Raw genomic sequence first — 25265 nt, forward strand, 5'->3', positions numbered from 1 at the left:
TTTTATGTTTCAGTGATTGCAATTTTAAGAGTATACGGTGGATGCCTTGACACTAAAAGGCGATGAAGGACGTAGCAATCTGCGATAAGCTTCGGTGAGGTGATAAGCAACCTTTGACCCGGAGATTTCCGAATGGGGCAACCCACTGACAATGAAACTGTCAGTATCATTAACTGAATACATAGGTTAATGAAGGCAACCTGGAGAATTGAAACATCTTAGTACCCAGAGGAAAAGAAAGAAGATACAGTTTTTACGCTAAGGTTTACAAATTATTTGTGGACTCTTAGTGTAGAAATTTCGATTCCCTAAGTAGTGGCGAACGAAAGGGGAAGAGCCTAAACCATATGAGTGTTGATTGTCAATTTTAAGAAGTTCGCTTTTTAGAAAAGATTATCTTTAAAGATCATAAGTCGTTGCTTATGTGGTGTATAGTAAATTATGTTCGGAGCTTATGAATCCGAGATGGAGTCTACAATAATGACTTCCCTAGTAGAATAAGCTGGAAAGCTTAACCAAAGAAGGTGAAAGTCCTGTACATAAAAGGGGTTATTGCTCTATGGTAGTTTACTTGAGTACTTTAGGACTCGAGAAATCCTGAAGGAATACAGCGTGACTATGCGCTAAGGCTAAATACTTTTAGTGATCGATAGTGAACAAGTACCGTGAGGGAAAGGTGAAAAGCATCCCGGTGAGGGAGATGAAATAGTATCTGAAACCGTATACTTACAAGCAGTCGGAGTCCCGTTTACGGGATGACGGCGTGCCTATTGAAGAATGAGCCAACGAGTTTATTTATGTTGTTTGTTTAATCCCGCATAAGGGAGTAGGCAAAGCGAAAGCGAGTCAGAAATTGGCGTATTTAATCAAATAGTATAAGTTATGCTTAACTTATGCTATTTGGTTGAAAGACAGCATGAATAAGACCCGAAACCGAGTGAGCTAACCATGACCAGGATGAAGGTGCAGTAACATGTACTGGAGGTCCGAACCCACTAGCCGTGCAACACTAGGGGATGAGTTGTGGTTAGAGGTGAAATGCCAATCGAACTCGGATATAGCTGGTTCTCCTCGAAATAGCTTTAGGGCTAGCCTTGTCGTGGAGTCTAGGGGTAGAGCACTGAATGGGGTGGAGGGAGAAATCTTATCCACTCTAACCAAACTCCGAATACTAGATACTCTATACGGCAGGAGTCAGACTATGGGGGCTAAGCTTCATCAGTCAAAAGGGAAACAGCCCAGATCCTCATTTAAGGTCCCAAAATCTTAGTTAAGTGTAAAAGGCGGTGTTATTACTTAGACAGCTAGGAGGTTGGCTTAGAAGCAGCCATCCTTTAAAGATAGCGTAATAGCTCACTAGTTAAGTGATAGTGCGCCGATAATGTAACGGGGCTAAACTAAGTACCGAAAATAGGAATCTATAAATTATTAATAATTTATAGGTGGTAGAGGAGCATTCTATATTCACTGAAGCCTGATCCGCGAGGAAGGGTGGAGGATATAGAAGAGAGAATGTTGGCATGAGTAACAAAAAGACAGGTGAGAATCCTGTCCACCGTAAACCCAAGGTTTCCTGAGCAATGATTGTCATCTCAGGGTTAGGCGATCCTAAGCCGAGGCTGAAAGGCGTAGGCGATGGAAGAGCAGGTTAATATTCCTGCCCTACTTTAAATTATCGATGGGGTGACGTGGTTTTGAATTGATAGCGTTTTTTGGCTATAGACGTTGGTCTGGATGTGATGTTTCTTAGGTAAATCCGGGAAACGTGAAGTCACTGAGAGGTCAGAAGATTGAGACTTCGGTCAAGGTCAATTATCAAGGATAGGTCACCAAGAAAAACCTCTAAGAGCTACGGTTTAAAGTAATCGTACCGCAAACCGACACAGGTGGGTGAGGCGAGTAGCCTAAGGTGTACGAGAGAATCTTCGTTAAGGAACTCGGCAAAACAGCGGCCGTAACTTCGGGATAAGGCCTGCCTCGAGCAATCGGGGCCGCAGCGAAAGAGTCCAAGCGACTGTTTACCAAAAACACAGGTCCCTGCAAAAGCGTAAGCTAAAGTATAGGGGCTGATGCCTGGCCAGTGTCAGAACGTTAAGGGGAGAGGTGCAAGCCTTGATCCGAAGCGCTGATGAACGCCGGCGATAACTATAATCGTCCTAAGGTAGCGAAATTCCTTGTCGGGTAAGTTCCGACCTGCACGAATGGCATAACGACTTGGACACTGTCTCAACGAAGAACTCGGTGAAATTGCAATACCGGTAAAGATGCCGGTTACCCGTAGTCGGACGAGAAGACCCCATGAAGCTTTACTATAACTTGATATTGGTTTAGGGGTATATTTGCTTAGTATAGGTGGGAGACTTTGATACTTTGTTTTCGGACAAGGTGGAGTCGCCAGTGAAATACCACCCTTATGTGCTTTTAAATCTAATCCTATGCCTTGAATCAGGCTAGGAGACAGTGTTAGGCGGGTAGTTTAACTGGGGCGGTTGCCTCCTAAAAAGTAACGGAGGCGTTTACAAAGGTTGGCTAGCTCCCGATGGAAACGGGATGTGGTCGTGCAAACGCATAAGCCAGCTTTACTGCAAGGGGTACGACCCGAGCAGTTGCGAAAGCAGAAGTTAGTGATCCGACCGTTTATAATATTAGATTTATCTAATATTCGATATAGGACGGCGGAAGCTCATCGGATAAAAGTTACTCTGGGGATAACAGGCTAGTCTTGCCCAAGCGTCCACAGCGACGGCAAGGTTCGGCACCTCGATGTCGGCTCATCGCATCCTGGGGGTGAAGAAGCTCCCAAGGGTTTGGCTGTTCGCCAATTAAAGCGGTACGCGAGCTGGGTTCAGAACGTCGTGAGACAGTTCGGTCTCCTATCCACTACGGGCGCATGGAATTTTGAGGAGTCCCTTTCCTAGTACGAGAGGACCGGAAAGGACAAACCTCTGGTGTACCAGTTGTTCTGCCAAGAGCATTGCTGGGTAGCTATGTTTGGTTTGGATAAGCGCTGAAAGCATCTAAGCGCGAAGCCGTCTCCAAGATTAGAATTCCTTATTTAGGTACCTTGTAGACTACGAGGTTGATAGGCTCTAGGTGTAAGATTAGTAATAATTTTAGCCGAGGAGTACTAATTACCGAGCAATCACTGAAACATTAAGTGTTTGTTTGAAAGAAAGTATAACTTAAAATAAATTAAAATCATTAGATAGCTTGATGTGAATCACAGTTCACGTCAGGAATTTGGTGATTTTAGCGGTGGGGAAACACCCGGTCCCATTTCGAACCCGGCAGTTAAGCTCACTTGCGCCGATGATATTGCATTTTTGTGAGAAAGTAGGTAGTTGCCAATTATATGAAAAACTCGAGTTTATACTCGAGTTTTTCTTTTTATGTGTTTTCAAAATTTAATTTATTTCAACAATTTTATTATGAGTTGTATGTCCTTTTATAATTTCTATATTTGATTTTGAAGTTTTGAAATGTTTTGAAAGAAATTTTATAAGTTCTTCATTTGCTTTTCCTTTTTCTGGGATTGCATTTAATTTTATTTTTAAAAAATCATCACGTTGTTCCGTGATTTCATTTTTTTTGGCATTTGTTTGAATTTTTATATTGTATTTCATATATCAATGGTAGAGGCGTAGCAATGCTACGCCTCTACGTGATGATTTTTTAAAAATCAAAAATACCTTTTCCTTGTCTCAAAATTTCAATATTATCATCTACCAAACTTACTATTGTTGATGGTTCATTGTTTAACTCTCCTGCATCAAGGATAAGATCTACTTTTCCATACCAATCCTTTTTTATATCATTAGGATTTATATAATTTATTTCACCGGCTAAATTTACACTTGTTGTAACAATTGGATTTCCTAAGCTTGATACAATATCAAGACAAACACGATTATCAGGGATTCTAATTCCAATTGCTTTTCTTTTTGGGTCTTGGAGAATTTTTGGAGCATCACTAGATGCTGTTAATATAAATGTATATGGTCCTGGTAGATATTTTTTTAAAATTTTGTACTGCATGTTTGAAACATTTGCCCATCTGCTAATATCTTTTAAATCACTACAAATTATACTTAGTGGTTTTTGTTTTTTGCGGTTTTTTATTGTCTGAATTGTTTGAATTGATTTTTTGTTTAAAATATCGCAACCAATACCATAAATAGTATCTGTTGGATAGACTACTATTTTTCCAGATTTTAGCATTTCAACTGCACCATTAATAATTTCTTGATCTGGATTTTTGATGTCGATTTGTTTTATTACCATGAATTTATTTTATACCCAACGTCCGACGTTGGCAACGTCGGACGTTGCATCAGCTAAAGAAAATAAGGTAAAATAGCTATATAATAAAAATTTTATGAATAGTTTTGAAAAAGGAAATCTAGCTCAGAATCTGGACAATTCAACAAGTTTAGAATTTGAAGAAAAATCAGAAGATTTTGTAATTGATCAAAAAGAAAATCAACAAGAAGAATTGATGAGTCTTTTGAATATAAATAAGGTAGAATTACAAATTATGATTTTAGAGTTAGAGGGTTATCTAAGTCAAGTAAATTTTGTACAACATTTGAAATTTAATTCTAGAGTTAAGAAGGGTTTTTTAAGTAATAACATTTTTAAGAAAGGAAAAGAAATTTTAGAAAGCAATATCCTTGAATCAAAAACGAGCATTAAAAGACCTTCTTCAAAAATAAGCTCAGATATTATTAGAGAATTAGATATAATTAAAAAGATTTTTAATTTTAACGTATTAGATGTAGATCCGACAGCTCTAAATTTTTTATTGAAAGCTTTACAAGAAAATGATCTAGATAGAGTTTCTAAAATATTTAAATCTGGTAATGAATATGGAGTTGGGGGGCTAAATAAGGAATTTATTTTAGATGTAGATGAAAAAAGTGAGAATAAACTTTTAGAAATTGAAGATTTGTCGAAAGATAAAAAGCTTATATCAGATTTTTATAAATTATATGGAAACATTGTTATATCTGTAGATAATTATATAAATAGATTATCCGACTATTGCAAAAAATTTACTTTAGAAGATTTAGATAAGGATAAATTAAAAGAAATAATTTTTAAGGATTTGCATGGTTCAGTTGATGAGGTTATGGAAATTTTAATGACTACTAAGGAAAAATCAGATCAGTCCAAAAAAATTAAATATATATTAGAAGAGTTGAGCAATAAATTTATTAAAAGAAAAACAGTAACAAAACATTTTTTGGCTATTTTTATTGATTCAGTTAATATGAAAAATCCAAAAGATGATAAAAGTAAACTTTTTTTTGAGAGATTAAAATTAAATATGGAAAGAGTTATTCTTGATGAAAGTGTTGTTGATTTGCCAATAAACTTTAATCAAGAAATAGAGCATGATATAAGAGAATATAAACCAGAAATTAAAAATCCTCATAAAAAACAAGTTTATATACCTATGGGTGTTTCTAGTGATATGGGATTTGTAGCAAATGACAAGCCACTTGAAGCTTTAAAAACCTTATTATGGGCTCAAAACCAAAATACAGATATTAAATTTAGAGTAATAGACTCAATTCAAGAAAATAATTATAGAGCTCTCGGGATAGATGAAGACAGTGCAAATAGTATGTCAAGACGCAAAGGATTTGTAGATAGAGAGTGGTATGAAGAATATAACAAAGGTCTTAAATTATCAAATGATATACTTGGTTATGAAGGTAGATCTAGATTTGATGATGAAAATAAATATTTAGATGATTTATGTGACAGAGATAAGTCTTTTCAATCTTGTTTTAATACTATGATTGAACCAAAATTATTTGAAAGAGCAAAAGAAAAAATCCACAATTAAGTGAAGAGGAAATTATGGATATATTATCTGGCTATCCAAAAGAAGAAGTCGCTTTTATACTTGGCTATAATGGACTCAAAATAGGTCATGAAAAAGAATTTAGATATGATATTTTAGCTAAAATAATTAGTGTTTATAAATTACTAAAAGAACATAAAGATGAGATAAGAGAGATTATTAAGACAAGCCCAGAAAGAGAAAATTATGATCCAAAATCTATAATAAGAGATTCAGATAGGTACATTAAAGATCTAAGTGTATTTTTGGGATCTTTAGAAGGACTAAGTGAAGAATACAAACAGATGCTTATTCAACTTTCTGAATTAGAAATAAAAGAGCCTCATCAAAAAGAGCAAATAGCAATATTGAAAAAGTCTATAAAAGAATATTTAAAAACAAATCCTAACGATAATAATACAAAAATTAATTTGAATAAATTCAAGGGTGCTGGATTATTTCAGTGGGAGCAAAGATATATTTTGAATTCATATTCTGGTATAGCAAAACAAATAAAGAACAAAAAATGGTATGATGATTCAAAATTTCCAGAGTTTTATTATATACAAGATGCTGGAAAAAGTTTTGGTGTCAAAGATGAAGACAATGATTATTTTGATTTTAGGGAATTTTATTCTTCTTATAAAGAGGATATTAGTCCAGAAGATTTAAATCAAATAGTGTCAAAAAGCGGTTGGCAATCTTTTGCAACGTTTTTTGCATTAAATAGAGAAACACAGACTAAATATTTTAATAGTCAAATAAAACCACTTTTAGAAAATTATTATTTGGCGACATCTATTAATAAGAATCAAGCTATTGAGAGATACAAAAAAGATTCTAAAAATTTTTCTACTTTTTTCGATGTGATATTATTTATACAAAAAAATATAATTTCAAAATCTTATTATGACTCAGCTCACGGAGACAAGAATTTTATAGATAATAGAAATAGTTATGATTTTGATGGAGAAATTTTATTATAATTTTGAATTGTGAATAAAAATAAAAACCGCCTCGCTAAGTGAGGCGGTTTTTATAAAGATTATTTTATTCTTTTGCGTTTTTCCAAACTATTTCAAATATAGATTTTTGGGTTTTGTATATTTCTTCGTTTTCTATAATTACGCCTATTAATTTTTTGTCAGAAAAAGTCATAAAAGAAACTTTGTTGTCATAAATTTCCATTTCAAGATACATTGGATATTCTTTTCCATCGATGTATCTGAGTTCTGTAACTTCTTTATCATAATCTTTCATATAATCTCTTGCATATGGAGTATCTGCAAGTATAGCACGTTTATAAATTTTTAATTCTTTTCTTTTTGTAATGTATTTGTCATTTGCACGTCCCATGTATTTTTCCATTCCATAAATATCAGCATAGGTTACGATTTCTGTTTTTGAAGACAGAGAATCATTGAGGGTTTTTGCAAGTCCGTCTTTTCCTTCATATATTCTTACTCCTGGCTGATTTGAAACAAGGTTAAAGCTTGATAGTAGCATTGGCATCTGGGAATCAAGAGAAATTTCGGCTTTTTTTACTTCTCTTTCTCTGTTCTCTATATATTCCCTTAGTTTATCTGGGTGATTTGGGGAAAAAGAGAGGATTTTATTGGTTTTTCCTTGTTTTATAAGTCCTTTTTTTACTAAATCTGATAAGGCATTGTATATAACACCTCTTTTTAATGGGGTTTTTTTGATAATATCACCTGCTAGTGACTTGCCATTTATAAGCAAATGTTCATATACAATGGCCTCATTTTGAGATAATCCTAACTCTATTAATAGATCTTTGTGCATATGTTTTTGAGTTATCCACAGCTCATATTTAGAGCTATATTTGGAATAATTATTTAAATCTTTACAAAACCCCTTATTTATTGGGTTATGTTGATATTATACTATTATTTGAAAATAATATCAATTTTATTTGACAAATTTGTAAATAAATTTTATAAGAATATGTTATACAAATATGACAATAATTATATATTATAAAAGATAATATAATATAGTAAATATAGGCATTTTATTGTATATTTATATATTACTTATCATAAGTACTTGACAAGTCATTATAGATATGCTATGATGATTAATCAAGCTAAAGAAACAAAAAAATAGCTTGAGAAAGAAAGAACTTTAAAAAACTACATAAAAGCCATCTTAATAAACCAAGTGTTTAAAAAGATGGTGCAAATAAGCTGATGTTAAGAAATCCTTCAATGCTTGTAAGGGTTTCTAACTAGCTTGTTCGTAGGATGAGGAGATTCCAAAAATGGAGTTAAACACTGATCGAGTTTCGCGAACAAACTTGATAACAGTGTCCTTTCAAGTAAGCCTTGTGTCTTCCCGAATTCTTATAAAAAGAGTCGAAGATCACTGAAAGAAAGCCACATCACCCGAAATCTTTTTAAGGAGATCGGCTGGGAAGTAAGGAATTAACCACTCTTTGCTCTCAGGAATTTCCTTACAAAGAGTCCCGGGTAATAATTCGGGACTTTGTGTTAAAAAATAGACCTTCGAGGTTTTTGAACCTCGAAGGTCTGGGGAAAAATAGTTCTTTGAAAATTCATGTTATGTTATTCACCGCTTTTTCTGATTATTGGATTAGTCATAAGAAGCGGTGAATAACCAGTATCTCTATTGTCTCTAACCACTTACTATTTGAAAGAGTAGAAGTTAAGGTGAGGCAAGGGAGGAGATATGAAAAATATTTATTCAACAGTACTTTTTCTGGACAGTCGGTCCAGAGAAATATTTCCGGAGTTTGGGTCTATGACTCAAACTCTGGAGGGGTTAATTTTTCGACTGGGGATTAAATCTCCGGTTGAGGCTAGGGATTTTTTCCCTAACATCCGGGATGGAGCATTCATTTGTCCTTTCCCAACTTTTATACCCCTAGAGGGGTATAATGCCCAGTCTTCGGCCGGGTTTGTAAGGATCGTTGGAGTTAGTTACTCCAACGCAACTCTTCTCGGGGGAATTTTTTCCGCCGGGAAGGGGTTATTCAAAACAAAGGAGTCCCTTCAGGGACTCCTTCTACCCCCGGAAACCTTATTCCGGTGGGCTGAAACCCATAAAAATCTTAATTGCAATACGGCAGATGCCGTGTTGGAAGGCTTGTATGCTCGTCAAGGGCATATGGGTCTTTATATAGTGGAGGGTCAGAGCAATTATGCTCGGGCCCTATACATCCAGCCTCCCAAGGGCTGGAGAGGAGAAATAATTACTTTTCCCTGGGAACACCGGACTGATATATTTGGTCCTGTTCCAACCGAGGTCACTCAGGAGGACCTACAACCCTCCGAGTCTCCAGACCTCACCTCCTCATCAGAACAAGAATGTCCTCCCGAGGAAGAGGTTTTGGAATTCGAAGTTCCAGAGATCCTCGTTGAGGATTAATTCCGGAAAAGTCAGTTTGTAAATTCTGACTTAAAACAAAAATTTATATGCGGTTATGGGAAGCGTGTTTGGTTACCGCTTCCCTCCTTTAATCAAATTGTTATTGAAAAATAATGGTTTGATATTGAGGATTATAAAAATCAACCTCCGAGGTTTTTAAACCTCGGAGGTTGATAGATAGCTCTTTAACAAAATCTTAATAATATTTATTTGGCGCAGAACTTATTATTTATTATGTTCGCGCAAATAAATGATAATCCTATTTTATTTTAGGATAGTTTTATTATGCAGAACTTATAGGACTTTTATATCTAATAATTTTTATACTTGGTCGTATAATTATTGTTGAATACAAAGGGCTTCTGCGTCGAAACAAATATTATTAAGAAAAAATTATCCATGGAGGAAAAATGAAAAATCTATATCGTCAGGAGTGGGTGGAATCCAATCGCGACATGGGATGTCAGTGTGACGGATATTCTCTTCATTTAAGCAAAGAGGATGCTGCGGAATTTATTGGGGCATATTGGGACAATATGCCCGACAATGCCCCACAGACCTATTCACGCCCAGAAGGCGTGCCACAACTTATTGAGGTTGATGAAGAAATCTATACCAAGATTTCAAAATCAAAATTTGGCGTTCGATTTTGGGAGCGCTAAAAATCAAAAGGAGGAAAAATGCAAAGAATTTTCTTTTTTCTGGGAGAGTTGAAGTTTCAGCTTTCTCAAGTCCCACTCTTAGTGACATACGTTATCATTACTATGATAGCGGTGCCAATGTCATTTCCCCCTTGCATGTTGGTTCAGGGGATTTCTCTTACTTCAATTGGAGTTGAGGAATGGCAAAAAATTTTGTCATTTTTTATTCAATTTGAAGTTTCTTGTTTATTTTTACTAATACTCTGGCTTGTTTGGAGTATAGTAAAGACAATTAAATCTCTCAAACAGATGAATTCTGCGAGAGAGTGAATTTACAAGAACTAAAAGGAGGAAAGATGAAATCAATTAAAAGCTCTGATAATACAATCAGGGCTTTTTACTTTAATAAATTTTTAATTGACAATATCATTGTTATATGTTATAATTTTATAGTTCAATTAGTCCTTTAATAATTGAAAAGTGACGGCCGATGTCACTATAAATAAAGATTGGGGAAAATCCTACCAGAAAGGGTAAAAAATACGCCCGCGACTTTGGGTAAAAAAGGAGGATACAATGAAAGGTATCCAAAATAGTCAGAAATTCTCGTTAGAGAAATTTCAATCCCATAACTTAAAGGTTTCGATGGAACAAATAATTGGCCTTAATAATGGTCAATGTGTCGCAATATTCTATCATAAACCTTACTACTCACGGCCTAGTTACAATGTAGCCCAGTCTGATCAAGATATTCATCAACTTTATGAGGGTCAGACTACCCAACACACGGGAACAGTAAGAAACGAAGTTTTGGTAATAAAAGAGATTGCCAAAAAGATTGTGTTGACTGAAGACAAGATATATTGCGGTTCTATAACTGGACTCGCGACGCTTATTGATGTATTTCAGAAGCAGTCCGGGGAGTTTTTTATTGAGGATAATCTGTGGACCAGTTGGAACAATTCTCAAGAATGGAATGAATCAATAAAGGATTTTTCCTTTAGAAGATTTGAGGTGGGGTCTGGTACGGAACTAGACAAGTATAACCAAATGGGCATAGAAAAAATGGAGGAACGGAAAAATTTTTTCCAAAAGACTATGTCTGATGCTATTTCATTGGGAATATCCAAAGATAGAGCTCTTCAAATCGTGACGAATAATAATGTCACGGTTTTAGAAGCAGTTACTCAATTGGTATTCAAGGATGTTCCTAAAAAGGACGCTCGGAAAATAGCAAATAAAGCAAGTGCATGGAGCTATGCACAAGTGATTCTTGGGTATGATCCCAAGATCATAACTGGAAAATTCGAAAATTTAATTTCTGCGTGCCGAGAGTACGCAAATTTATAATAATATTATTCTGGGGATATGTATCACCTATACAATATTGATACACTTCCCCTTTTTTATTCCAAAAAATTTTTAATTTATAATTAAAATTGCCTTTCAAATTATAATTTGATATATTTGTATATGATTTACTTAATTTATTATTAATATTTTTTTATGTTAAAAACTGCAGTTATTGGTCCTGGAAGATGGGGTACTACAAATGCTTGGATATTATCTGATATTAGTGAAAAGGTTTATGTATTTGGTGAAAGTGATGACAAAGATTTGATAAATTTAAAAGAAAAAAGAGAAAATGATTATATAAAATTGAAAGACAATATAGCATTGTCATCTGATATAAATGAAGTCCTAAATTATGCAAGTGATTTTGTCTGTGTTGTAATAAACGGACAAAATACAAGAGAATTTTTTGAAAAATACAAAAATGAATTTTTAAATTACAAAGGTGATGTAGTATTGATGATGAAATCTCTTGAAAAAGAAACTGGCATGAGACTTTCCAAAATTTATGAAGAAGTCACAGGACGTAGCGACAATTTGGCAGTTTTGGTTGGCCCTGCTCATCCACAAGATTTGGTAAATGGACTTCCAACTGCAATGGTTGTCTCAGGTACAAATCAAGAAGTAATAAATCGTATTGAAATGAAATTCAATCATCCGCTTTATAGATTGTATTGGAATGAAGATTTAATAGGAGTAGAAATTGGTGCAGCACTAAAAAATACAATTGGTATTATGGCTGGAATTTTGTCAGGACTTAACATGGAACCATGTTATGGAATTCTTATAACTCGTGGTCCAATAGAAGTTTCAAAAATTATAAAAGCACATGGAGGAGAATTTCATACCCCATTTGGACTTTCGCATTTAGGCGATTATGCTGCGACTGTTTTTTCTCATTATAGTTTTAATTTTCAATATGGAAAAACATTTGCAATGGGAGAAGATTGGGATAAGAGCAAGGTCGCAGAAGGATCTGAGACTATTTTAGCAGTAAAAGAATTAACCGGAGATTTCAAAAAAATAGATGCTCCAATTCACAGAGCACTTTATAATATTTTGTATAATAGTGGAGATGTAAAAAAAGAATTGAGAGTATTGTTTGAAAAATCCAAAAGACATGAGTTTTGGGATTGATATTTTTAAAATAAAAAGAAAAGCCAGATTTTAGAAACCTGGCTTTTTTTGTTGATTTGTTTGGTTTATATTGTCTAGGGTGATGCAGGAGTATCTGTAGGAATTGTTACATTGGTTTTGTGGTTGTGACATCCTTTTCTTCTGCAGACCATTACACTTCCAAATGTATCGTGTTTACCGATAGATTTAAACATTGCAATAGGTGATCCACATGATATGCAATTTTTCCAAAAGTTTGGAATTATTGTTTTGCAGTGTGGGCAAAACAATTCAACAATTGTACTATTAGGAATTTCTTTTCGAGATATATTTTCAAAGTTACCCCAAATTGCAGATAAATTTAGAAGTGTTTCTTCTTCATTGAATTTGGCGATGACTTCAATAGTTTCTTGTCCTTGTATCAGGATTTCATTTGTGTTGAGATCCTTTCCACAAGTACTGCAGACGAGTTTTACTATTTTCATTGTTCCTCCTTAACATTTTTTTGTCGTTCTGATTTTGAACTCTTCGCCACTTACAGCACATTTGATAGATGTGAGTGGTTTATTACAATATTGACACCGTGGTATAGATTTTAGAACGAGTCCGTTGTTTTTGAGAATTTTTTGTGTTAGGTTTTCGACGGATGTTGTTCTTGATCCATTTCCGATCTGAGTTCTAAATTTTCCACTCAGTTTGTTGTTGAAGTTTGCGGTGAAGAGTGCTCTTCCACATTTTGGACACATTGGAAGAATATTTTTTTGATCTGGCATTTTACCTCCTACGGTATGTTGTTTTTTATAATTAAAAACCTCGGTTTAATACCGAGACTATAATTTTATATTTTGTATATTTATTAAATAAAATTATGCTCGGCAACCGAGAGTATAATCAAGGATATAATAATAAACAACTTATTTATTTTTTGTACCCTATATTTTTGTAGTTTTATCTTTCTCATAAAGTAAATATTATACTTGAGTTTTTATTCTGTCAAATCTAAGTATAACTTTATTTTTTGTTCTCTAAAGTTTTCATCTTGATCATAAACTATTACAGACAATATATGTTCCCCATTTTCAATTAAATCATTAAAATCGTAATTATAATTATATGGGTAGTTGTTATTTGATCCTATAAACTTATCATCTATTTTGTAAACTACTCTATTTATTTCATTTCCATTTTTTGCATTTACATTTACTTCTATATTTATATTATTTTCAGAAATTGTACTATTGTTTTGTGGACTTGTAATATTTAGATTAGGTTTATTTTCCTCTGTATGAGTAGTCTCATATTCTGTGGGAGGATCACTTGTTTCTATATTATTTTCCTTTGCCCATTTAACTACCGCTTCTTCCCATGAAAAATAATTTGGATCAACACTAGGATCTTCTGGAATACTACCGAGTGGATCTTCTCTATTTATATAATGTAAAATATTGTGAATTTTATTGAATGTTTTTTCTATTATGGATCCAGGTGGGGTATTCTCTGTAGCGAGTAATCCAGAAGAACTATCTATCCTTACTTTTGTTTCTTGCATCATAGCACCACCAAGCATTGGTTTTGATATTTCTTTTCTATCATAGCCAGCAAACCCTGTTTTTGGAATGTCTTTTAGAGCCTCTCTCATAAATGCATTCCAAATAGGAGCAGCTACAACACTACCATCGGCACCACTAGTCATTTTTTTGTTGTCATTGTTTCCTACCCAAACAGCTGTGGCAATATTTGGAGTATAACCTATTGTCCAAGCGTCATTGAAATCATTTGTAGTTCCTGTTTTTGCTGCAACAGGAATATCGCCAAGAGTTAGATAATTATTTTCTCCAAATATAAAACTTCTGGCGCTATTGTCGGATAGAGCACTTGTGGTTTTTCTTGTTGCTTCTTCATCCATTACTTTTTTACCTTTTGAATCTTTTGCTTCATAGAGGACTTTTCCATTTGAATCTTCTACTTTTAGAATTGATCTTGTTGGTTTTTCTACGCCATTTCTTGCAAGAGTCGCAAATCCATTTAAATGTTCCATCATTTTTACTTCAAGTCCACCAAGAACAAGAGATAGTCCATATCTGTCTTCACTTCCTATCGTTGTATATCCAATATTTTTTAAATAATTTAATGCATTTGGAATTCCTACGAGGTATAAAACTTTTACAGCTGGAATATTTAGTGATCCAGAAAGTGCATTTCTAAGGGCTATTGGTCCATGATTTTTTAGATCATAATTTTTTGGCTCATAGTTTCCTGAGTCAGTTTTGAATATAGTGGGAACATCAAACACAATGGTTTCTGGTTGATATCCTTTTTCAAAAGCTAGTGTATATATAAGAGGTTTTATAGAACTTCCTGGTTGTCTTTTTGATAAGGTAATATTCACTTGTCCATCAATATCATCATTCCAGAAATCACGTGAACCAACCATGGATATTATATCTCCACTCTTTACGTCTATTGAAAGAAGTGCAGCATTGTTTGCATTGTATTTAGATGGATAATTTTCTGTTTTTTCTTTTATTAAATTTTCTGCAAATTCTTGTTTTTTGTAATCAAGTGTTGTGATAACTTTTAGCCCACCTTGTTCTACTAATTTTTCTCCCAAAATTTCTACGAGTTCATCTTTTACATAAAAAACAAAGTGAGGTGCTTTTATATTATTTTCTTTTTGTTTGAAAACTAATTTTTCAGCTATTGCATTGTCATGTTCTTCTTGAGTAATATATTTTTGTTTGAGCATTAGTCCTAAAATATATTGTTGTCTTCCAATAAGTTCTTCCCTATTTGGACCATAAGGAGAATAATATGAAGGAGCCTGAGGCATTGCTGCAAGAGTGGCTGCTTCTGCTATTGTTAGGTCTTTTGCGTGTTTGTCAAAATAGTAGTTTGAAGCAGACTCTATTCCATATAACACTGATCCATAAGGAATTTCATTGAAATACATTTTGAGTATTTCTTCTTTGGAGTATTTTCTTTCTATTCTATATGATAAAATCCATTCTTTTATTTTTCTCTCTATACTTCTTTCATCTGTAAGAATTGCATTTTTTACAAATTGTTGAGTAAGTGTAGAACCACCTTGCGCTCTTTGACCCTTTAATCGTGGTACTATCTGACCTCGTAATATTCCCCAAATAGAAATTCCTTTGTGATTATAAAAATTTTTATCTTCTATTGATATAGTTGCATTTACTACATAAGGGGGCAAATCTTTTATTTCTATTAGAGTACGTTGCACATTACCATGAACATCATAGAGCATTGTTTCTCCAGTTTTATCATAAATTTTTGTACTCTGTACGATAGATCTATCTATAATCTTGTTTGGATCTGGTAAGTCACGGGAGTACCATGCAAATAATATAAGTGTAAATATTAATAATAATATAAAAGCTATAATTGCTTTTGGTATCATTTTAATAATAAACTTTTTGAATTGCTTTTTGTTTTTTTTCAGACTTTTCAATGTATATTTTGTAGAGATATTTTTTATAGGTCTATTTTTTAATTCTACATTTAATTTTTTTGAAAAGATTTTTGGCGTTTTGAATATATTTTTTCTTTTTTGCAATTTTTGAATTCTTGGATTTACTGAATAACTAACATTAGAACTACCTACACGTTTGTTTGTCCAGCTTGATTTATTCCCTAGGTTTTTAAAATGATCTATTGGCATATGAAAAGTTTTTTTAGAGTCACCTCGACCGATCCCGCATTGCGGGACTTCGGTCGAAATGACTTCCGATATCGGTCGAGACGACAACAAAAGATGATGTCTTACAATTTTCCAAAATAATTTTTAATTAAATAACCTTATCACTTATTATGTATTATAGCAATATTATATTATAAAATAAAACTATTGTTTTATTGGGGTTTTCGTATTAATATTTATATATTAAGAAGTATAAAGTTAAAAGTTGGAAGTTATAAATTTTATGTTTTATTTATAACTTTATAACTCAGTACTTTCTAACTAAATTTTTATGGATAAAATTAATAATGACAAATTTAATGAACTTCTAACTCGTGGAGTGCAAGATATTGTAGGACGTGAGGATTTGGAGAAAAAATTAAAATCAAATGAAAAAATGAAAATTTATATTGGGGCTGATCCAAACAGGCCAGATATTCATATTGGTCACGCCGTGGCAATTAGAAAACTTCGAAAATTTCAAGAGTTAGGACATAAAATAATTTTTCTTATTGGTGATTTTACAGCACAGATTGGAGATCCAACTGGCAAAGATGAGGCACGTCAACAATTATCCCCGGCTGAAGTAAAGAAAAATGCAAAAACTTATAGAAATCAAATCTCAAAGATATTAGACTTCAAAGGAAAAAACAAGGCTGAGATAAAATATAATTCAGATTGGAATAAAAAATTAAAATTTCAAGGCTTGATAGAGCTTGCCTCAAACTTTACAGTACAACAATTTTTAGAGCGTGATATGTATCAAAAAAGAATAAAAGAAGGTAAGCCAATTTCACTTCACGAATTTTTTTATCCACTTATGCAAGCATATGATAGTGTATTTATGGACGTTGACATGGAAGTTGGTGGAAATGATCAATTATTCAATATGCTTTGTGGCAGAACTTTGATGCAAAAGTTGAAAAACAAGAATAAAATTGTAATGACCTTCCAAATGCTTGAAGGAACTGATGGAAGAAAAATGTCAAAGTCATATGACAATTATGTTGGAGTAAATGATTTGCCAAATGATATGTTTGGAAAAGTTATGTCTATCACAGATGATTTGATTATAAAATATTTTATGCTTTGCACAGATTTGAAAATGAGTGAAATCAAAGAGCTAGAAAACAAAATGAAAAGTGGTGAAAATCCAAGAAACTTGAAATCAAGATTGGCATATGAAATTGTGAGTATTTATCATGGAGAACAATATGCAAAATTAGCGCAATGTGAATTTGATAATGTTTTTAAAAACAAAGAAAAACCGGCTGATATAAAAAAGGTTTCTCTAGGTGATGATAAGGATATTATCAATTTACTTTATGAATTTGAATTGGTAACATCAAAAACAGAAGCAAGGAAAATGATTGAGCAAAATGCTGTGAAAGTAAATGATGAAAAAATTACTGATATGAATTTTGTCTTCAAAAAAGGCGAAAAATATTTGATTCAAGTTGGAAAGAGAAGATTTTTGGAAATAGAATAACCCTGTTTTGCTGGATTGTGTATTTATAAAAAGATAAACGTCGGATGTTTAGTCCGACGCTTTTTTGATAGTTTATAAAAGTGGTTATATTGACCACCTCCTTATTTCTTTTATGATCTTATTCACATGGTTTTTGGTTTGTTCCACTGTGTGCATACTGGTGTTGTGTGTAATAGTCTCATAGAAATCAAAGGATCCTTTTTTCCTCGAGAATAACACCATATTTGGATACAGGTTTTTGTCCCTGCACAGTTGAAAGACTTCGTAAGCACTTTGGAACAAATTTTTGTCCATTTTGAGTGATTTACCGTCGCGACTGTCCATATCAATCAAAAGCAGATTAGCCTTGTTTTCGGAGAACATAGTTCTTATATTCTCCCCATCATGTGCTTGGGTTATGGAGTCCAAAATTTGAACTTCAAAACCTTTCTCTACAAGAGCCTTGAGAACTGGTGTTAGGAATTTTTCATTCCTTGAATATAATAGGACTTTCATCTTTACCTCCCGTCACACATAAAGTAGTGACTCTAATTTTTCTTTTATTTGATGTCTGTTGTGTAGCATTGAACTTGTCTTTTCCAAGACAATAATATCTGTTGAAAAATCAACTCCATGCAAGAATTCATCTTTCATTTCTTGAATTTTTGTTTCGGTGCATCCGGAATATATTATGAACGCTCCTGGATAGAAGATTGATTTGAGTTTTTTTAAAAGTACAAACCCATTTGTTTCTGTCATCTCAAGGTCGCTTATGATAGCGACAATTTTTTGATTGGATTCCACGGCCTTTAAAAGCTCTTTGTAGTCATCGTGGAATACAAGAATTGATGTATTGGGTATATCAATTTTTTGCAGAGCATATTTTAATAGCTCTAGATCACCCAAGTTATCATCTATTATCGCGATACATAATCCTCCTTGTTGCAATTGATGCAACAAGTTTTTAGATTTTTTTACGTAGTGCGTCATTTATCCTCCCGTCTAAATTGACAATTTCTATCTGTAGAATACAACTTTTTTTGAAAAAGTCAATTCCATAATCATTGCATAATAGGTTAATAGTATAATTGTTTAATAGGATAATATAGAAGTTTGTTTTTATTTTCCCTGTTTTATTGTATAATTTATAGGTGAAGATTAAATAAAAATAAAAATTATTTTAAAATTATATGTTTAGTAAAAAAAATAAGAATAAAAAAACAATACCAGTTCAAAGTGAAAAAAAAGAAGAATCAATCTCTAAATTTGAAGATACAAAAAATTGGATAGAAGAAGAGGAAGAAGAGGGGGAATTATTGGTAGACGTTTTTCAACAAAATGATAATATATTAATTCGTTCTACTGTGGCTGGAGTAAAGCCAGAAGATATTGATATAGATATCAATAATGATATGATAACAATCAGAGGGAAAAGAAAAGAATGTTCTGGGATAGATGAAGATGATTATTTTTATAGAGAATGTTATTGGGGTAGTTTTTCTAGATCCGTAATATTGCCTTGCGAAGTACAGGCTAGTAAAGTAAAGGCAAATTTGAAAGATGGGGTGTTGACCGTTACGTTACCAAAAGTCAAAAAAGAAAAATCTGTAAAAGTCTCGATAGATGTTAAATAGTAATTATTATTTTTTGTAAATTGGATTCCCTCATTTTTTATGGGGGTTTTTATTTAAGAAATTTATGTTTTTTTTCAAAAAAAAAGATAAGCAAGAAAATCTAGAAAACGAAAAAGGGGTTCAAGAAAAAAAGAAACCATTTTTTGTTATTTTAGCTAGAGTTTTTGTGATAGTTTTTATAGTACTGATTGTAATAGCTCTTTTCTTATTGTCATATAATTCTTTTTTTTCACACAAGGTATTTCCAGGTGTTTATTTGAATGATATTAGTATGGGAGGAAAAAGTTATTCAGATGTGTATAATTTTCTTGATGAAAATAGTAACAAATTTATAAATGATGGAATTGAATATAAATTTAATGAAAAATCTATAATAATAAAACCAATTGTAAGCATTGGAAGCGATGGTGCGACAAGAGAGCTTGTAAGTTTTTACAATGATGAGACAGCGAAAGAAATTTTTTCTATAGGTAGAAGGTCAAACTTTTTTTTAAATATGTTTGAGCAGTTGAAGGTGTTACTTATACAGCCAAAGAATATAGAATGGAAATATGATTTTAGTGATGAGACTTGGAAAGATATATTGAAAGAAAGTTTTTCTGAATTTGAAAAACCATTTACTCCACCACATACAGAATTTGAAAATGGTGAAATGATAATAAAAGATTCAATAGATGGAGAAGAATTTAATTATGATTTACTTGTAAAATTTACAAAACAAAAAATAAACAAATTTGATTTTAGTAAAGTTATACTTGTTTTAAATTCTATAAAATCTCCTGTTACTATTGATATGGCAAAAGAAAAAATAGAAAATGCAAAAAATATTATAGATTTAAAAGAATTAATATTTCATTACAAAGAAGATGATTGGAAAATAAATTCTGATATATATACAAATTGGATAGTTTTTATAATAGATGATGCAAATAATACAAAAGTGAGTTTTGATTTTGATAAATTCAAAGAATATTTTGAAAAACATATATCTATATCTATAAATCAAGAAAGTAAAGACGCGAAGTTTGAAATTATTGGAGGTAAGGTAAGTAAATTTCAAGGTAGCCAAGATGGATATGAACTGAATTTGGAAGAAAGTTTCAAGATAACAGAAGAAAAAATAAATAATTTAGAAAATAATATAGATTTGGTTGTAGATGTGAAACAATCAGATGTTGAAACAAAAAATGTAAATGATTTTGGCATAAAAGAAATAATAGGCAGTGGAGAATCAGATTTTAAAGGTAGTCCAAAAAACAGAATTCACAATATAAAAACTGGAGCAGCAAAATTAAATGGAATGCTTATTGCGCCCGGCGAAGAATTTTCTACAATAGGAAATTTGTTGCCAATTGATGCAGCAGGCGGATATCTTACAGAACTTGTAATAAAAGACAACAGAACTATTCCAGAGTATGGTGGAGGACTTTGTCAAATAGGAACTACTGTTTATAGAGCAGCTATTGATAGTGGATTAAAGATTACAGAGAGGCGCCCACATTCTTATCGTGTTGTTTATTATGAGCCAGCAGGAACTGATGCGACAATCTATGATCCATGGCCAGATTTGAAATTTGTAAATGATACAGAACATTATATTTTGATTCAATCAAATATAGTTGGTACAAAATTATATTTTGATTTTTGGGGAACAAAAGATGGAAGAAAAGTTACTATTTCAAAACCAGTTATTTATAACATTGTAAAACCTGCTCCTACAAAAGAGGTGCAAACTGATACTTTGGCGCCAGGAGTAAGAAAATGTACAGAATCAGCTCATGCTGGAGCAGATGCTTATTTTGATTACAGGGTAGAATATGCAGATGATAGAGAAGTTTATGAAGAAAGAGTTAGATCTCATTATGTTCCATGGCAAGCAGTTTGTCTTGTTGGTGTAGAAAAAAAAGTTGAAGAAGAAATTCCAACAGAAACAACAACTGGGGATATGGGAGATACTAATACAGAGAATACTGCTACATCCTCTCAAGAATAAATTTGGTTTCGTTAAACGGTTTTGATGTCCATAACGTTAGACGTAAAACGTAATATTTCGTCCTGCTAAGCGAGACAGGTTGCCACCTAAACCGTATATCGTATAATGATTTACAAAACTATAAGTTTTGTAATTTTTGTTTTAGTGTCTAGTATTGCAAAAGTACTTTTATTGAATAATCCAGCGAGAGTTCCTGGATTTAGAACTTTGCAATTATTTATTTTTTCTTCCCATGGTTTATGAGTATGACCATAAAAGACAAAATTATATTTGTCAGTTTTTGCTAATTCTTTTGCAGACTCAGGAAAATGAGTAAAGGCAATTTTTATGTTATCTATTTCAATCTCACCAAATTCTTCAAAAAGTTTTATATTTTTTGTATCTTTAGATGTCATTTTTTTCATCATTTCATGATCTCCGTCTACATTTCCAAGTGATAAATAAATATCTCCTTCAAATTTTTGTGCTAAATATTTCATCACGCCAGGAGCACAAACATCTCCACAGTGAATTATTATTTTTATATTTTCCTTTGTTAATATTCCAAGCATTTGATCAATTCTTGGAATATTGTCATGGGAGTCAGACATTATTGCTATTTTCATAAATTTAGATGATTAGTAAGTTAGGATAGTTATGGTTCATTTTATATTATTTTTTTATGATGAAAATATATTTTGTGCTTTATTTTGTTTTCCATACAATATAATTTTATATCCTTTTCTAAATTAATAAAATAATCATTTTTTGTAAAATAAATTTCTTTGTATTTTGAAACAAGGCTAGGAAATTTGTTTTCTAAAACTTTGAAAATATTGTTTTGAATTGATGGGTATAAATTTAGATTTTCAAACCAATATTCATCAACAAAATTTTTTGTAATATTTATTATTTCTTTCCAATTTGTAATTTCGGGAAGTATTGGAGAAACAAACAAAATTGTTTTTATATTATTTTTATGTGATTTTTCAAGTGTATTGATTCTATTTTCTATTTTTGGTGAATTCTTTTCAAAAAATTTCTTGATATTTTCATCAGATGAACACATCGAAATTACTACTTCAATATTTTTGAATTGTTTTAATAATTCTAAATCTCTCAAAATAAGATCTGATTTTGTAAGAATATTAAAATGAGCATTTACATCTTTGATATTTTCTAATATTTTTTTTGTAATTTCAAATTCTTTTTCTGCTTCTTGGTATGGATCTGTTACAGAACCGATTACTATTATTTTATTGCATATCTTTTTTATTTCTTTTTTGATAATTTCTGGTGCATTTATTTTGACATCAACGAATTCTCCCCACTCTTCACTGTGATTTGTAAATTTTTTCATAAAACGAGCGTAACAATAAATACATCCGTGTCCGCATCCAGTATATGGATTTATAACAAAATCAGCGCCTGGAAGTCCTGACTTTGTAATTATTGATTTCGCAGTAATCTGTTTTATGAGCATTTATTTAATAATTCTATAATTTTCATCTTCTATAAATACAGCTTCTTCATCATTAATTTCTATTATATGATAGTCAACTGTTTTTTTAAATTTTTGTAATTCTTTTTTCATATTTGGTTTGAAATGTGGAAGTATTGAAATATTTGTAAGGTTTAATCCTGTTAAGTTTTTTAATTTTATGATATTTTCATCTGATTCAGATCCCCAACCAGCAAGCTTTATGTTATATCCAGCAATAATACTTCCAGCACTTACTCCAAAATATAGTGAGTTATTTTTTATTACAGATCTTTTTACAAAATCAAATATGTCAGTTTTTTTCATTCTATCTAATATACAAAATGTGTTTCCACCACAAACCCAGATAATATCAAAATGTTTTTTGTTATCAGTAAATTTATCATTGTGCATATCAAAAGGAGTCACATTTGTAATTCCAATACTTTTTATTTTTTCTTTTGTATACTCTATATAAGCTTCTGGCTCTATATCTAATTTATAAAAAATCAAAAGCAAAGAACAATCTTTTGCCTTTTTTGGTAATTTTGAGATAAAAAACTTTTTTAAATTTTGAGTTGAAAGTCCGTCCGAACTGAGAAATAATTTCATAAAATTATTTTATAATTCCATTTACAATAGATAGTGTCAAACTTAGAAGCAATGCATACCAAAAACTTATTACAGTAAAACCTGGTACAAAATGTGAGGCAAGAAGTATCATTACTGCACTTATTACAAATGTAAAAAGGCCAAGAGTGAGAATTGTAAGTGGTAATGTCAAAAATATTAATATTGGTTTTAATACTGCATTCAAAAGTCCTATTACAAGTGCTGTAATAAGTGCCGTTGCAAAATCAGTGATTTTTATTCCAGATAATATTTTTGGTGATACAAATATTATAAGTGCATTTATTAGCCAAACCGCAAGCATTTTCATAATTTTTTGTATTTAATTGTTATATATTGTATTATATAATTTTATAACACTTATAGGAAATCAATATTTGATTTTATTGTTTTGTGAAACAGGTATTGTTTTCTAAAAAAAGATATATTACGGGAGGAATAAAATGAAACAGAGAATAATCTTTGTTAGCGATGACTTGGATGAGCATGAGAAAAACCTGTTATCTATTATAGGAAAGTATTTTGAGTCCTTTGAAAAAAAGGGGTTGATGGATAACAGAGAATTTGTCTTTGTAGGCGGAACAAATATAGAAATAGGGGTAGGGGATGAGGATATTGTTATTTTTTTTGTGACAAAAAAGAATGTTGCAAATGAAGACTATGTATCCTTATTATCACTTCCTTTTAAGAAAAAGTTCTTTGTCTCTACAATTTCAGCTCATTCTTTTCGTGCAATTGGGGTAACGGAAGACAATTTCATTCCAATTATTCCAAAAGATGGTTTCTTGAAAATTTTTTCCTAGTTTTTTATTAGGAGAATAATTAGGGAGGGGTTTTACCTCTCTCTTTTTTATTTTTCTAAAAAAATGTTATATTTATGTATATGAGAGTAAACAAAAATTTATTAAAAAAATTATATTTAGCATTTCTTGTATTATTTATTATTTCAGCGATATCAAAAAATGGCCCATTATTTTTTATTTTTATAATAATATTATTAATTTATATATTTAATAAAACAAATTTTAAAAACATTATAAACAAAAATATGTCTGAAACAATAAATTTAGATGATTTAAAATTGAAGAAAAATTTCAAGAAAATATCCACTATAATTATATTATTTGTCTTGTGTTTGTGGTTTTTCTTTTCTTCTATAATAATAATTGATGCAGGACAAACTGGTGTTTATTCTCTTTTTGGTAAAGTAAGAGATTCTGAACTTAGGTCTGGTTTTCATCTTGTAATTCCACTTGCAAGAGTACATAAAATGAGTATAAGAACAGAGGAATATACTATGAGTATAGCTGCAAAAGAAGGAAAAAGGGTAAATGATGATTCTATATTAGCTCTTACAAAAGAAGGGCTTAGCGTGGCACTTGATATTACTGCACTTTATAAATTGAATGAAGAATCAGCATCGGAAGTTTACAAAACATTGGGCTTGAATTATGAAGAAAAAATTATAAGACCGGAAATAAGAAGCTCTATAAGAGAAGTCAAATTATGAGGCAAAAGATATTTATTCAGAAAAAAGGCAAGAAGCTGCAAAAGGAATTTTGGATAATCTGAAATCAAAATTAGAGCCACGTGGAATAACTGTAGAAGATTTGCTTCTTAGAAATATAAATCTTCCAGCAGATCTTGCTCAATCCATACAAGAAAAACTTCAGGCAGAACAAGAAGCTCAAAAGTATGACTTTTTATTAGACAAAGAGCGAAAAGAAAAAGAACGAAAAATAATTGAAGCAGAGGGTCAGCGTGATGCTCAGAAGATTATAAGTGATAGTCTTACAGAAAATTATTTGTATTATTCATATATAAACCAGTTAAAAGATAGACAGGGAACTATTTATGTTCCTACGAGTCCAAGTACAGGAATGCCATTATTTAGAAATTTAGGGGAATAAAATAAATTTTATTATAAAAAATAACCTAGTTTTAAAATTAGGTTATTTTTTGTTGATAAATATGTTGTATATATAATACATAGATATCTTTTTATAATAGATGTT

At 31.7% G+C, this 25265-nt stretch carries 22 protein-coding genes, 2 rRNA genes and 1 pseudogene; 13 read left to right on the plus strand and 12 right to left on the minus strand.

Annotated elements, in window-relative coordinates; all coding sequences use genetic code 11:
* Window positions 1-12 precede the first annotated feature (12 nt).
* A 23S ribosomal RNA gene (locus tag PHZ07_00235) occupies window positions 13-3148 on the plus strand.
* 91 nt (window positions 3149-3239) lie between these two features.
* Window positions 3240-3350, plus strand: a 5S ribosomal RNA gene (gene rrf, locus PHZ07_00240).
* Window positions 3351-3404: 54 nt separating this feature from the next.
* Here rrf and PHZ07_00245 read toward each other — a convergent pair.
* Both PHZ07_00245 and PHZ07_00250 read right to left on the minus strand, forming a co-directional pair.
* Window positions 3405-3623: a DUF167 domain-containing protein gene (locus PHZ07_00245; GenBank protein ID MDD3284009.1), complete on the minus strand. Its 219-nt coding sequence runs from the start codon at window positions 3621-3623 to the stop codon at window positions 3405-3407.
* Between the two features lie 49 nt (window positions 3624-3672).
* Window positions 3673-4281 (minus strand): L-threonylcarbamoyladenylate synthase, encoded by a 609-nt coding sequence (locus tag PHZ07_00250; GenBank protein ID MDD3284010.1) that lies wholly within the window; start codon window positions 4279-4281, stop codon window positions 3673-3675.
* Window positions 4282-4375: 94 nt separating this feature from the next.
* Here PHZ07_00250 and PHZ07_00255 point away from each other — a divergent pair, with 94 nt between their 5' ends.
* Complete coding sequence (locus PHZ07_00255) at window positions 4376-5851, plus strand: hypothetical protein (GenBank protein MDD3284011.1); 1476 nt, start codon at window positions 4376-4378, stop codon at window positions 5849-5851.
* Window positions 5852-5865: 14 nt separating this feature from the next.
* Window positions 5866-6834, plus strand: a complete 969-nt coding sequence (locus PHZ07_00260; protein MDD3284012.1) for a hypothetical protein — start codon at window positions 5866-5868, stop codon at window positions 6832-6834.
* 64 nt (window positions 6835-6898) lie between these two features.
* Here PHZ07_00260 and PHZ07_00265 read toward each other — a convergent pair whose 3' ends face one another.
* Window positions 6899-7651 (minus strand): helix-turn-helix domain-containing protein, encoded by a 753-nt coding sequence (locus PHZ07_00265; GenBank protein ID MDD3284013.1) that lies wholly within the window; start codon window positions 7649-7651, stop codon window positions 6899-6901.
* 906 nt (window positions 7652-8557) lie between these two features.
* On the opposite strand from PHZ07_00265, the gene PHZ07_00270 reads away from it, so the two are divergent.
* The 4 genes from PHZ07_00270 (at window position 8558) to PHZ07_00285 (ending at window position 12387) form a co-directional block, all read left to right on the plus strand.
* Window positions 8558-9256, plus strand: coding sequence for a hypothetical protein (locus PHZ07_00270; GenBank protein MDD3284014.1), 699 nt, complete (start codon window positions 8558-8560; stop codon window positions 9254-9256).
* Between the two features lie 410 nt (window positions 9257-9666).
* Window positions 9667-9918 (plus strand): hypothetical protein, encoded by a 252-nt coding sequence (locus PHZ07_00275; GenBank protein ID MDD3284015.1) that lies wholly within the window; start codon window positions 9667-9669, stop codon window positions 9916-9918.
* A 624-nt stretch (window positions 9919-10542) separates the two neighbouring features.
* Window positions 10543-11247: a hypothetical protein gene (locus PHZ07_00280; GenBank protein MDD3284016.1), complete on the plus strand. Its 705-nt coding sequence runs from the start codon at window positions 10543-10545 to the stop codon at window positions 11245-11247.
* Between the two features lie 156 nt (window positions 11248-11403).
* Window positions 11404-12387 carry a glycerol-3-phosphate dehydrogenase gene (locus PHZ07_00285; GenBank protein MDD3284017.1) on the plus strand — a complete coding sequence of 328 codons (984 nt, stop codon included), beginning with the start codon at window positions 11404-11406 and terminating at the stop codon, window positions 12385-12387.
* Between the two features lie 74 nt (window positions 12388-12461).
* Here the strand turns inward: PHZ07_00285 and PHZ07_00290 are convergent, their stop codons facing one another.
* From PHZ07_00290 to PHZ07_00300, 3 genes are all read right to left on the minus strand, one after another.
* On the minus strand, window positions 12462-12851 hold the full coding sequence (locus PHZ07_00290; GenBank protein ID MDD3284018.1) for a hypothetical protein: 390 nt from the start codon (window positions 12849-12851) through the stop codon (window positions 12462-12464).
* A gap of 9 nt (window positions 12852-12860) precedes the next feature.
* Window positions 12861-13139 carry a hypothetical protein gene (locus PHZ07_00295; GenBank protein MDD3284019.1) on the minus strand — a complete coding sequence of 93 codons (279 nt, stop codon included), beginning with the start codon at window positions 13137-13139 and terminating at the stop codon, window positions 12861-12863.
* Window positions 13140-13351: 212 nt separating this feature from the next.
* Complete coding sequence (locus PHZ07_00300) at window positions 13352-16048, minus strand: PBP1A family penicillin-binding protein (protein ID MDD3284020.1); 2697 nt, start codon at window positions 16046-16048, stop codon at window positions 13352-13354.
* Window positions 16049-16358: 310 nt separating this feature from the next.
* Between PHZ07_00300 and tyrS the strand changes: the two genes are divergently transcribed.
* Window positions 16359-17555: a tyrosine--tRNA ligase gene (gene tyrS / locus PHZ07_00305; GenBank protein MDD3284021.1), complete on the plus strand. Its 1197-nt coding sequence runs from the start codon at window positions 16359-16361 to the stop codon at window positions 17553-17555.
* 84 nt (window positions 17556-17639) lie between these two features.
* Here tyrS and PHZ07_00310 read toward each other — a convergent pair whose 3' ends face one another.
* Complete coding sequence (locus tag PHZ07_00310; protein MDD3284022.1) at window positions 17640-18050, minus strand: hypothetical protein; 411 nt, start codon at window positions 18048-18050, stop codon at window positions 17640-17642.
* Between the two features lie 12 nt (window positions 18051-18062).
* Entirely contained in the window at window positions 18063-18524 is a 462-nt protein-coding gene (locus PHZ07_00315; protein MDD3284023.1) for a hypothetical protein, read from the minus strand.
* A gap of 200 nt (window positions 18525-18724) precedes the next feature.
* On the opposite strand from PHZ07_00315, the gene PHZ07_00320 reads away from it, so the two are divergent.
* Both PHZ07_00320 and PHZ07_00325 read left to right on the plus strand, forming a co-directional pair.
* Window positions 18725-19168 carry an Hsp20/alpha crystallin family protein gene (locus tag PHZ07_00320; GenBank protein MDD3284024.1) on the plus strand — a complete coding sequence of 148 codons (444 nt, stop codon included), beginning with the start codon at window positions 18725-18727 and terminating at the stop codon, window positions 19166-19168.
* A gap of 64 nt (window positions 19169-19232) precedes the next feature.
* Window positions 19233-21161: a VanW family protein gene (locus PHZ07_00325; GenBank protein MDD3284025.1), complete on the plus strand. Its 1929-nt coding sequence runs from the start codon at window positions 19233-19235 to the stop codon at window positions 21159-21161.
* Window positions 21162-21271: 110 nt separating this feature from the next.
* Here PHZ07_00325 and PHZ07_00330 read toward each other — a convergent pair whose 3' ends face one another.
* Genes PHZ07_00330 through PHZ07_00345 form a run of 4 tightly spaced genes read right to left on the minus strand, consistent with a single transcriptional unit; the run spans window position 21272 to window position 23560 of the window.
* Window positions 21272-21766: a YfcE family phosphodiesterase gene (locus tag PHZ07_00330; GenBank protein MDD3284026.1), complete on the minus strand. Its 495-nt coding sequence runs from the start codon at window positions 21764-21766 to the stop codon at window positions 21272-21274.
* A gap of 41 nt (window positions 21767-21807) precedes the next feature.
* On the minus strand, window positions 21808-22623 hold the full coding sequence (locus PHZ07_00335) for a radical SAM protein (protein MDD3284027.1): 816 nt from the start codon (window positions 22621-22623) through the stop codon (window positions 21808-21810).
* Window positions 22624-23232 carry a Type 1 glutamine amidotransferase-like domain-containing protein gene (locus PHZ07_00340; protein MDD3284028.1) on the minus strand — a complete coding sequence of 203 codons (609 nt, stop codon included), beginning with the start codon at window positions 23230-23232 and terminating at the stop codon, window positions 22624-22626.
* Between the two features lie 4 nt (window positions 23233-23236).
* Window positions 23237-23560: a phage holin family protein gene (locus PHZ07_00345; protein ID MDD3284029.1), complete on the minus strand. Its 324-nt coding sequence runs from the start codon at window positions 23558-23560 to the stop codon at window positions 23237-23239.
* A 133-nt stretch (window positions 23561-23693) separates the two neighbouring features.
* Here PHZ07_00345 and PHZ07_00350 point away from each other — a divergent pair, with 133 nt between their 5' ends.
* Window positions 23694-24053: a hypothetical protein gene (locus PHZ07_00350; protein MDD3284030.1), complete on the plus strand. Its 360-nt coding sequence runs from the start codon at window positions 23694-23696 to the stop codon at window positions 24051-24053.
* 245 nt (window positions 24054-24298) lie between these two features.
* A pseudogene (locus PHZ07_00355) lies at window positions 24299-25160 on the plus strand (prohibitin family protein).
* The last annotated feature ends 105 nt before the right edge of the window (window positions 25161-25265 follow it).

Source organism: Patescibacteria group bacterium, from assembly GCA_028692545.1.
Classification (GTDB): Bacteria; Patescibacteriota; Patescibacteriia; order UBA1558; family S5-K13; genus STD2-204.

Bases quoted from the DNA above. Each gene is read 5' to 3' on its own strand.
- PHZ07_00270 (MDD3284014.1), top strand. From the start codon at position 8,558: ATGAAAAATATTTATTCAACAGTACTTTTTCTGGACAGTCGGTCCAGA.
- PHZ07_00245 (MDD3284009.1), bottom strand. From the start codon at position 3,623: ATGAAATACAATATAAAAATTCAAACAAATGCCAAAAAAAATGAAATC.
- PHZ07_00310 (MDD3284022.1), bottom strand. From the start codon at position 18,050: ATGAAAGTCCTATTATATTCAAGGAATGAAAAATTCCTAACACCAGTT.
- PHZ07_00265 (MDD3284013.1), bottom strand. From the start codon at position 7,651: ATGCACAAAGATCTATTAATAGAGTTAGGATTATCTCAAAATGAGGCC.
- PHZ07_00350 (MDD3284030.1), top strand. From the start codon at position 23,694: ATGAAACAGAGAATAATCTTTGTTAGCGATGACTTGGATGAGCATGAG.
- PHZ07_00335 (MDD3284027.1), bottom strand. From the start codon at position 22,623: ATGCTCATAAAACAGATTACTGCGAAATCAATAATTACAAAGTCAGGA.
- PHZ07_00280 (MDD3284016.1), top strand. From the start codon at position 10,543: ATGGAACAAATAATTGGCCTTAATAATGGTCAATGTGTCGCAATATTC.
- PHZ07_00285 (MDD3284017.1), top strand. From the start codon at position 11,404: ATGTTAAAAACTGCAGTTATTGGTCCTGGAAGATGGGGTACTACAAAT.
- PHZ07_00340 (MDD3284028.1), bottom strand. From the start codon at position 23,232: ATGAAATTATTTCTCAGTTCGGACGGACTTTCAACTCAAAATTTAAAA.
- PHZ07_00250 (MDD3284010.1), bottom strand. From the start codon at position 4,281: ATGGTAATAAAACAAATCGACATCAAAAATCCAGATCAAGAAATTATT.
- PHZ07_00315 (MDD3284023.1), bottom strand. From the start codon at position 18,524: ATGACGCACTACGTAAAAAAATCTAAAAACTTGTTGCATCAATTGCAA.
- PHZ07_00345 (MDD3284029.1), bottom strand. From the start codon at position 23,560: ATGAAAATGCTTGCGGTTTGGCTAATAAATGCACTTATAATATTTGTA.
- PHZ07_00260 (MDD3284012.1), top strand. From the start codon at position 5,866: ATGGATATATTATCTGGCTATCCAAAAGAAGAAGTCGCTTTTATACTT.
- PHZ07_00325 (MDD3284025.1), top strand. From the start codon at position 19,233: ATGTTTTTTTTCAAAAAAAAAGATAAGCAAGAAAATCTAGAAAACGAA.
- PHZ07_00290 (MDD3284018.1), bottom strand. From the start codon at position 12,851: ATGAAAATAGTAAAACTCGTCTGCAGTACTTGTGGAAAGGATCTCAAC.
- PHZ07_00300 (MDD3284020.1), bottom strand. From the start codon at position 16,048: ATGCCAATAGATCATTTTAAAAACCTAGGGAATAAATCAAGCTGGACA.
- tyrS (MDD3284021.1), top strand. From the start codon at position 16,359: ATGGATAAAATTAATAATGACAAATTTAATGAACTTCTAACTCGTGGA.
- PHZ07_00320 (MDD3284024.1), top strand. From the start codon at position 18,725: ATGTTTAGTAAAAAAAATAAGAATAAAAAAACAATACCAGTTCAAAGT.
- PHZ07_00295 (MDD3284019.1), bottom strand. From the start codon at position 13,139: ATGCCAGATCAAAAAAATATTCTTCCAATGTGTCCAAAATGTGGAAGA.
- PHZ07_00275 (MDD3284015.1), top strand. From the start codon at position 9,667: ATGAAAAATCTATATCGTCAGGAGTGGGTGGAATCCAATCGCGACATG.
- PHZ07_00255 (MDD3284011.1), top strand. From the start codon at position 4,376: ATGAATAGTTTTGAAAAAGGAAATCTAGCTCAGAATCTGGACAATTCA.
- PHZ07_00330 (MDD3284026.1), bottom strand. From the start codon at position 21,766: ATGAAAATAGCAATAATGTCTGACTCCCATGACAATATTCCAAGAATT.